Annotated in this window: 6 protein-coding genes; all 6 read right to left on the bottom strand. The window is 53.2% G+C overall.

Features of this window, described 5'->3' with window-relative positions:
• Window positions 1–288: 288 nt before the first annotated feature.
• Window positions 289–1212 (bottom strand): 2-dehydropantoate 2-reductase, encoded by a 924-nt coding sequence (locus Q0482_RS09380; RefSeq protein ID WP_299145742.1) that lies wholly within the window; start codon window positions 1210–1212, stop codon window positions 289–291.
• Window positions 1213–1221: 9 nt separating this feature from the next.
• The gene (locus Q0482_RS09385; protein WP_299145743.1) at window positions 1222–1839 is read right to left on the bottom strand and encodes a hypothetical protein; all 618 of its coding nucleotides are present in this window, start codon (window positions 1837–1839) and stop codon (window positions 1222–1224) included.
• Window positions 1814–2512, bottom strand: coding sequence for a hypothetical protein (locus Q0482_RS09390; protein ID WP_299145745.1), 699 nt, complete (start codon window positions 2510–2512; stop codon window positions 1814–1816). Before Q0482_RS09390 ends, Q0482_RS09385 begins: the two co-directional genes overlap by 26 nt.
• Window positions 2513–3109, bottom strand: coding sequence for a lytic transglycosylase domain-containing protein (locus tag Q0482_RS09395; RefSeq protein WP_299145746.1), 597 nt, complete (start codon window positions 3107–3109; stop codon window positions 2513–2515).
• Window positions 3106–3726 (bottom strand): dephospho-CoA kinase, encoded by a 621-nt coding sequence (gene coaE / locus Q0482_RS09400; RefSeq protein WP_299145747.1) that lies wholly within the window; start codon window positions 3724–3726, stop codon window positions 3106–3108. The genes Q0482_RS09395 and coaE overlap by 4 nt, the downstream gene beginning before the upstream one ends.
• Before the next feature lie 126 nt (window positions 3727–3852).
• Window positions 3853–6432 carry a DNA polymerase I gene (polA, locus tag Q0482_RS09405; RefSeq protein WP_299145749.1) on the bottom strand — a complete coding sequence of 860 codons (2580 nt, stop codon included), beginning with the start codon at window positions 6430–6432 and terminating at the stop codon, window positions 3853–3855.
• Between the last annotated feature and the right edge of the window lie 386 nt (window positions 6433–6818).

The raw sequence follows: 6818 nt of genomic DNA on the forward strand, positions 1-6818 counted from the left end.
TCAAAATGACAACTTTTTTTCGGTCGATGCCTTAACGCAATAGCATTGCCCTGAACAGGGGGAAAGGTGGTGGCGCCAGCCACCAAAGGGGGTGCTGCTTTTCCATCGCCCGTCAGGGCGGTTGTGAAGGTTTTATCATACTGGCGCCCCCATATTTCCAAAAGGGCGCCCACCAAAGCCGACAGCCGACAGCCGACAGCCGATAGCCGCATTCTGCGGGGAGATTTCTCCACTCCCCTTTCGTCGAAATGACGATATGAGGCCCATCTGCATTCTATCTTCTATCCTCTATCCTCTTAGCCCCCGTGCCCTTTCCCAGGCTTCTTTAAAGCAGGGTGTTTCCACTCCCTTTTCCTTTCCCATTTTTACCATTCTTCCCAGAATCATTTCTGTTTCCGTATCTTCCGCTTTTTTCCCGTCCTTCAGGTCCCGGTAGAGGGAGGTGATGGTGTCTTCGGGGAGGGAGTCAAAGAGGGCCAGGTAGTCTTTTTTATAGTTTTCGGGGAAGATGACGCCGTAGGCTTTGGCCACGGCAATCACTTCGCCCACCGCTTCCCCTGCCAGTTCTCTGTAGTTTTCCAGTTTCCTCACTTTGCCGGCGGGTCCGTCACAGCGGCAGAAGAGGGCGCTGTTGGTGCCCATGAGGGCATATTTTTCCCAGCTGTCCAGGCAGATGTTATCGGTCACTTCGGCGGGGATGCCTGCATTTCTAAGAATGCCCTCCAGTTCGCAGAGGGCCGGCGGATTTCTGCCGTCTTTCATGCCCATGACGATTTTCCCGCTGCCTGCGGTCTGCACCACGTGGCCCGGCTCTTCCATGTGGCTGAATACGCGGATGGTGCCGTCTGCTATATGGCAGGGCGGAAGAAGGGGTGCCATGAGGTCCGAAACCAGGACGCCGTTTAAAAGGGGCAGCACCACCGTTTCTTTATCTATCATGGGAGCCATGTCCCGGCAGGCTTGTGCCAGGCCGTTTCCTTTGCATGCAAGGATAATCACGTCCATTTTTCCAAAGGCTTTCCCGTCCTGCCCCATGCCTTGGGGACGGACGGTGAAATCACCTAAAATTTCGGATGTTACGTGAAGGCCTTTCTTTTGGATGGCTTCCAGTTTCTTTCCGCGAACATAGAAATAAACGTCCGCTCCTGCCCTGGCCAGGGCGCCGCCGACGAAGCTTCCTATGCCGCCCATGCCGAAGATAAGAATTTTCATGATTTCACCTCAGAAAAAATTCCGAATCATGTCGCTGGCCAGGTTCATGCCGCCCCGTCCGGCATCGCTGCCGGTTGCGGTCATGGTGACGAAGTACCTGGGGTCGCCGTAGTATTTGAGAAGGTAGTGCTTCCGGTGCTTTTCATTGGCTTCGATGCCCAGGGCAGCCAGTTTTCTCTTGATATTATCGTCCAGTCCGCGGTAGCCCTTGAGGACTGCTTTCACCGCTTCAGCCCGCCTTTTCGGTTCGCCGCTTACGGGATTGGCAGCGATAAGGTCGTCTATGACATCCGCCCGGCGGGTGCCTTTTTTGATATCCTTCCGGGCAGATTTCAGCACGTCCATAAGGATTTCATGTCTTTCGCCGGGATAGAGGTCTTTTTCCTTTCCTGAGGCCAGAAGTTCCGAATCCACCGGCGTACCTGCCTTCCTTGCCTCTTCCAGCCTTCCCTTCAGCATGCTGTTTTCATCCATCAGCCTGGACAGCTTCTCTTCCATTTCCTCCAGCTGCCGTACATACTCCATCACTATTTCTTCCGTGCTTTTCATGGCAACTCCCCTTTTCCCCGCCAGGTCAGACACCGCTTTCCTGGAATATAAATCAGTCCGGAATTTCCGGATTTTCATAAAGGTCTTTCAGGTCTTTTTCCAGATGGGTCCGGATGGTTTCTTCCAGGTCCGGAATGGTTTTGGCATCGTACTGGTGAATAATACCGGGAATCCCCTTGGCTCTCAGTTCTCCATAGTATTCATCTCTGTAAACGTTGTAGAAAAAGAGGATGCCCGTCTCTTTTTCCCTGCATTCATAGGAGGCAATGATGTAGGAGCCGTTGAGGCCCAGAAGGGGGCGGTGGGGCTCGATAATCCGCCGGTAGTGGCCCAGAACCGGCGGGAAGAAGGGTGTGTAGTCCCACACCATGAATCCTTTTCCCCGTACCAGTACGGACACGTTCTCCCGGTGGATGAATTCTTTGGCTATATATTTCGGCGTCAGAAGTTTCATATTTCTTTTGAATTCTTCGAAATCACCGGTAATGAGTTCGATTTCCGTCAGGGTCATCATGCGGATGTCCGTTTTCACCATGTAGTCCATGGTTTCCTCGTCAAAAAGGGCACGTACCTGCCAGCCGTTTTCTTCGTTTTCCCAGCAGAAGGCAAAATAAATGCGCCCTTCCTGTTTGTCCAGCCGTTTCAGTTTGTACCCTTCAATATCCGTGGGCAGCTCTTTTTCTATATCCCAGTCCAGGAACTTCTGCCGTCTTTCCGCCCGTTCCTGTTCCAGCTTATCTTCTTTTCCCATTTATTTTCCCTTCTTTTCCGCTTCCAGCCTGTCTCTGGCGGAAACTACGGATTTCACAAATTCCCTGGTTTCAGGGAAAGGAATCTTGTCCATGTCGGAAAAGCCTTCCGGCCAGTGGTTCTTTTCAATCCACTCGTCCACATTGCCGCGGCCTGCGTTGTAGGCAGCCAGGGCAAAGACCTCGTTATTATGGTACTGCCCCAGAAGGTAATTCAGGTACCAGGCCCCCAGAGGAATATTCTGCTCCGGACTGGCCAGATTGTCCGACGGCAGCCCGCTCTGCTCGGAGATCCAGTGAGCTGTTTCCGGCATGAGCTGCATCATGCCCACCGCTCCTACATGGGACACCGCCTTTTCATTGAATTTGCTTTCCGTCAGTATCACCGCTTCCAGAAGGCTTGGGGAAATCTGCTCTTCCTCCGCGCACTGGACGATGATATGGGACACTTCCTCCGTAGGTTTTAAAAAGCGGACATGGTCCGTAAGGAGGAGGGTCAGTACGCAGAGAAGCGCAGCAAAAAGAGTAAACACCATAGCGCCGGTGTTTCCCTGGTGCCGCTGTACCTCTTTTTTTCTGCGTTTCAATGCGATTCTCATGCTTCCATTCCTTTGGGAAATTGAAATCCCGGTACATGCTTCAGCGCTTCCCTCACCTGCCGCCTGGTATCTTCCACCGAGCGGCTGTTGTCGATAATCACGTCCGCATAATTCATCTTATTCATGGTGGGCATCTGCTTGCCGATGCGCTCCATCACCTGCTCCCTGGTAAAGCCGTCCCGGGAAATCACCCGGGCAATCTGTACTTCCAGAGGCACCTCCACCAGCCAAACCTCTTCCACACGAAGCTGCCAGCTGATTTCCAGAAGAAGCGGCATATCCAGCACCACCACCGGAAAGCCTTCGTCCTGGGCCCGGATCAGCTCTTCCCTGGTACGGTACCAGATAAAGGGATGGATAATGCTGTTCAGCTTCTGCCTTTTTTCTTCATCATTAAAAACGATTTCCCCCATCTTCAGCCGGTCAAGGCTTCCGTCAGGAAGAAATATATGGGGCCCGAAGGCCTTCCTCATCTCCGCCATGGCCCGGCTGCCGGGAATCACCGCTTCCCGGGCCAGCTTGTCGCCATCAATGACAGGGATGCCAAGTTCATGCATATAGGAGGACACAGTGCTTTTGCCGCTGCCTACGCCTCCGGTTAATCCGATACGATACATGGTACTTCCTTTTTTATAAAATGTTCTCTAGTGGGCTAGTGAGCTAGTGAGCTAGTGGGCTAGTAAACTGGTAAACTAGAACACTAGAACACTAGCCCACTAGTACACCAGTACACTAGTCCCCCCCTACTTCGTTTCCGCCCAGTTTTTTCCTTCGTTTACATCAGCCACCAGGGGTACTTTAAGGCTTACCACCGATTCCATAGTGTTTTTCAGAAGATTGGCAATTTCTTCTTTTTCTTCATTCACCACTTCCGCCACCAGTTCGTCGTGGACCTGGAGGAGGACGCGGCTCTTATAGCCGCCCTGTTTCATCTTTTTATAGACTTCAATCATGGCCATTTTCATGATGTCCGCCGCCGTGCCCTGGATGGGGGTGTTCATGGCGGTGCGTTCGGCAAAGGAGCGGCGGTTGAAGTTTTTGCTGTTGATGTCCGGCAGTTCCCTGTACCGTCCGAAGAGGGTGACGGCGCGGCCCGTTTCCTTTGCCTTTTCCACCATGGAATGCATGAAATCGTGGATACTGGGATAGCGCTTGAAATAGGCTTCGATGTAGTCAGCCGCCTGTTTCCGGGGAATGCCCAGCTGCTTGGCCAGACCGAAGTCGCTGATGCCGTAGATAATGCCGAAGTTGACTGCCTTGGCATGGGAGCGCTGTTCCGGCGTTACGTCTTCAAAGGGAATGCCCAGTACTTCCGCCGCCGTTCTCCGGTGGATGTCTTCCTTATTAACAAAGGCTTTGATGAGGCTTTCATCGCCGGACATATGGGCCAGTACCCGGAGTTCTACCTGGGAGTAGTCGGAGGAAATGAAGCAGTCGTACCCTTCTCCCGGTACGAAGAGGGAGCGGATTTTCTTTCCTTCTTCCGTACGCACCGGAATGTTCTGCAGGTTCGGGTCGGAGCTGGAAAGGCGTCCTGTGGCGGTTACAGTCTGGTTAAAGGACGTATGAATCCGCCCCGTATCCGGGTTAATCAGCTGGGGCAGGGCTTCCAGATAGGTGGAAACCAGCTTGGAAAGACTGCGGTAACGGAGGATGTTCTTCACCATGGGATAGGACAGGGCCAGTTCTTCCAGCACATCGGCGGCGGTGGAATAGCCGGTTTTCGTCTTTTTTCCTGCAGGCATACCCATTTTTTCAAAGAGAATATGGCCCAGCTGCTTTGGGGAATTGATATTGAAGGCTTCTCCTGCTTCGGTGTAAATATCCTTCACCAGAAGACGCTCTTCCTTTTCCATTTCTCCCTTCACCAATCGCCATTTTTCCTGGTCCGTGGCAATGCCCGCCTTTTCCATGGCTGCCAGCACCGGCACCAGGGGCTGTTCTACCTTGCGGAAAAGGGAAAGCACACCGTTTTCTTCCAGTTTCTTCACCGCCTCCTCATAAAGAGAGGAGAGGAAGAGGCTGATGCAGCAGCCCTTTTCCTTCATATCATCCAAATCGTCGGGGTAAATGACCGGTTTCCCGAAAAGTCCGGCCAGGTAGGACAGGGGATAGGTCACGCGGGTGGGATCCAAAAGATAGGCCGCCAGGGTGACATCAAAGAAGGGCATGTTTCCGCAGGGGAAATCGGACTCAATGACAGCTTTGCTGTCCTCTGTCACCACAGCCTCTGCTTCCTCCAGCGCTTTCGACGCCTTTTCATAGCTTTCCTTTTCCAGAAGCCATGCATGGCCGTCAGCAGCAGCCACCAGGCCTTCCGCTTTCAGGAAGGGCGCCCTGCCGGTGAGATGGGCCCAGAGGCCCACCACCTTTCCCTTGAAGGAAACGGACGAATCCCAGATTTCCACAGGTGGAAGAATTTCTTCACTTTCCTCCTTCTTCACCTGGGACAGCTCCCGGAAACGGGGGAGCTCCGCAAACTGCTTCAGCAGGTTGATGCCCAGTTTTCCGAAAAGCTCCTTCATTTCCGCAAAATGGACCGGCTGCTTCATATCTTCCAGTTTCGTATCCAGAGGCACATCCCGCTTGATGGTGGCCAGTTTGTAGGAAAGATAGGCCATGTCCTTATGGGCAGTGAGCTTCTTTCCCCTGGCACCCTTGATTTCATCTACATGGGCATAGAGATTGTCCAGGTCCTTATACTCCGTCAGAAGGCCCAGAGCCGTCTTCTCACCAATGCCGGGGACTCCGGGAATATTGTCCGCCGTATCCCCCATAAGGGCCTTCATATCAATGACCTGGGAAGGGGTAATATGGTATTTTTCAAAAATGGTCTCCGGTGTCATGACAGCCATATTGGTAATGCCCTTCTGGGTAAGGAGCACCGTGGTGCGGCTGCTGGAAAGCTGCAGCGCATCCCTGTCGCCGGTAACGATATCCACCGGAAGCTCCTTCTCATACCGGGCGGAAAGGGTGCCCAGAATGTCATCCCCCTCGTAGCCGGGAATGCTGTACACCGCCACCCCCAGTACGGAGAGCACATCCAGAATCAGGTCAAACTGGGGAATCAGCTCCGGCGGCGCCGGCTTTCTGGTGGCTTTGTAGTCCTGAAACATTTCCGTGCGGAAGGTATGGCGGTCCTTATCAAAGGTGACTGCCATGTACTCCGGATCCAGGTCCCGGTACAGCCCCAAAAGCATGCGGAGGAAACCATACACCGCATTGGTAGGTACTCCCTCCGGAGACGTCATGGTCGGCGGCAGGGCAAAAAAGGCGCGGTACAAAAGACTGCTGCCATCAATAATAACCAGTTTCTTCTTCATAGTTCCTCCTTCTGCCAAAAGCAGAAATCAGCAGGATTTCTACAGGAAATCGGAATTTCGCATAAAGTCATTTCTTATTATAACATATCTATATAAGGGGTTCAGAGGGTTCCCCACCCCATTTATTGTCCCCCCACTTGTGTGGGGGGAAGGTGGTGCGTCAGCACCAAAGGGGGCGGGCCTGTGGACACGCCTTTGGCGTGAGGGTTCAGAGGGTTCAGAGGGTTCTTAGGTTTGACGGGCTCCCTGGCCCGAGGGTTGTGGATTGCCGCTGCGCGGCAATGATTATGAAGTCAGCGTTACGGAATGAGACTCCTGCCGCATAAATCGCGCTAAACATTCTGCTGAATTGGCCACCTCCGGTGGCCACCCCCTATCCGGCTGCG

The sequence above is a fragment of the uncultured Dialister sp. genome, from assembly GCF_937959425.1.
Classification (GTDB): domain Bacteria; phylum Bacillota; class Negativicutes; order Veillonellales; family Dialisteraceae; genus Dialister.

What these genes read in the sequence shown, in the direction of transcription:
- Q0482_RS09390 (WP_299145745.1), bottom strand. Translation starts at nt 2,512, where the DNA reads ATGGGAAAAGAAGATAAGCTGGAACAGGAACGGGCGGAAAGACGGCAG.
- Q0482_RS09385 (WP_299145743.1), bottom strand. Translation starts at nt 1,839, where the DNA reads ATGAAAATCCGGAAATTCCGGACTGATTTATATTCCAGGAAAGCGGTG.
- polA (WP_299145749.1), bottom strand. Translation starts at nt 6,432, where the DNA reads ATGAAGAAGAAACTGGTTATTATTGATGGCAGCAGTCTTTTGTACCGC.
- coaE (WP_299145747.1), bottom strand. Translation starts at nt 3,726, where the DNA reads ATGTATCGTATCGGATTAACCGGAGGCGTAGGCAGCGGCAAAAGCACT.
- Q0482_RS09380 (WP_299145742.1), bottom strand. Translation starts at nt 1,212, where the DNA reads ATGAAAATTCTTATCTTCGGCATGGGCGGCATAGGAAGCTTCGTCGGC.
- Q0482_RS09395 (WP_299145746.1), bottom strand. Translation starts at nt 3,109, where the DNA reads ATGAGAATCGCATTGAAACGCAGAAAAAAAGAGGTACAGCGGCACCAG.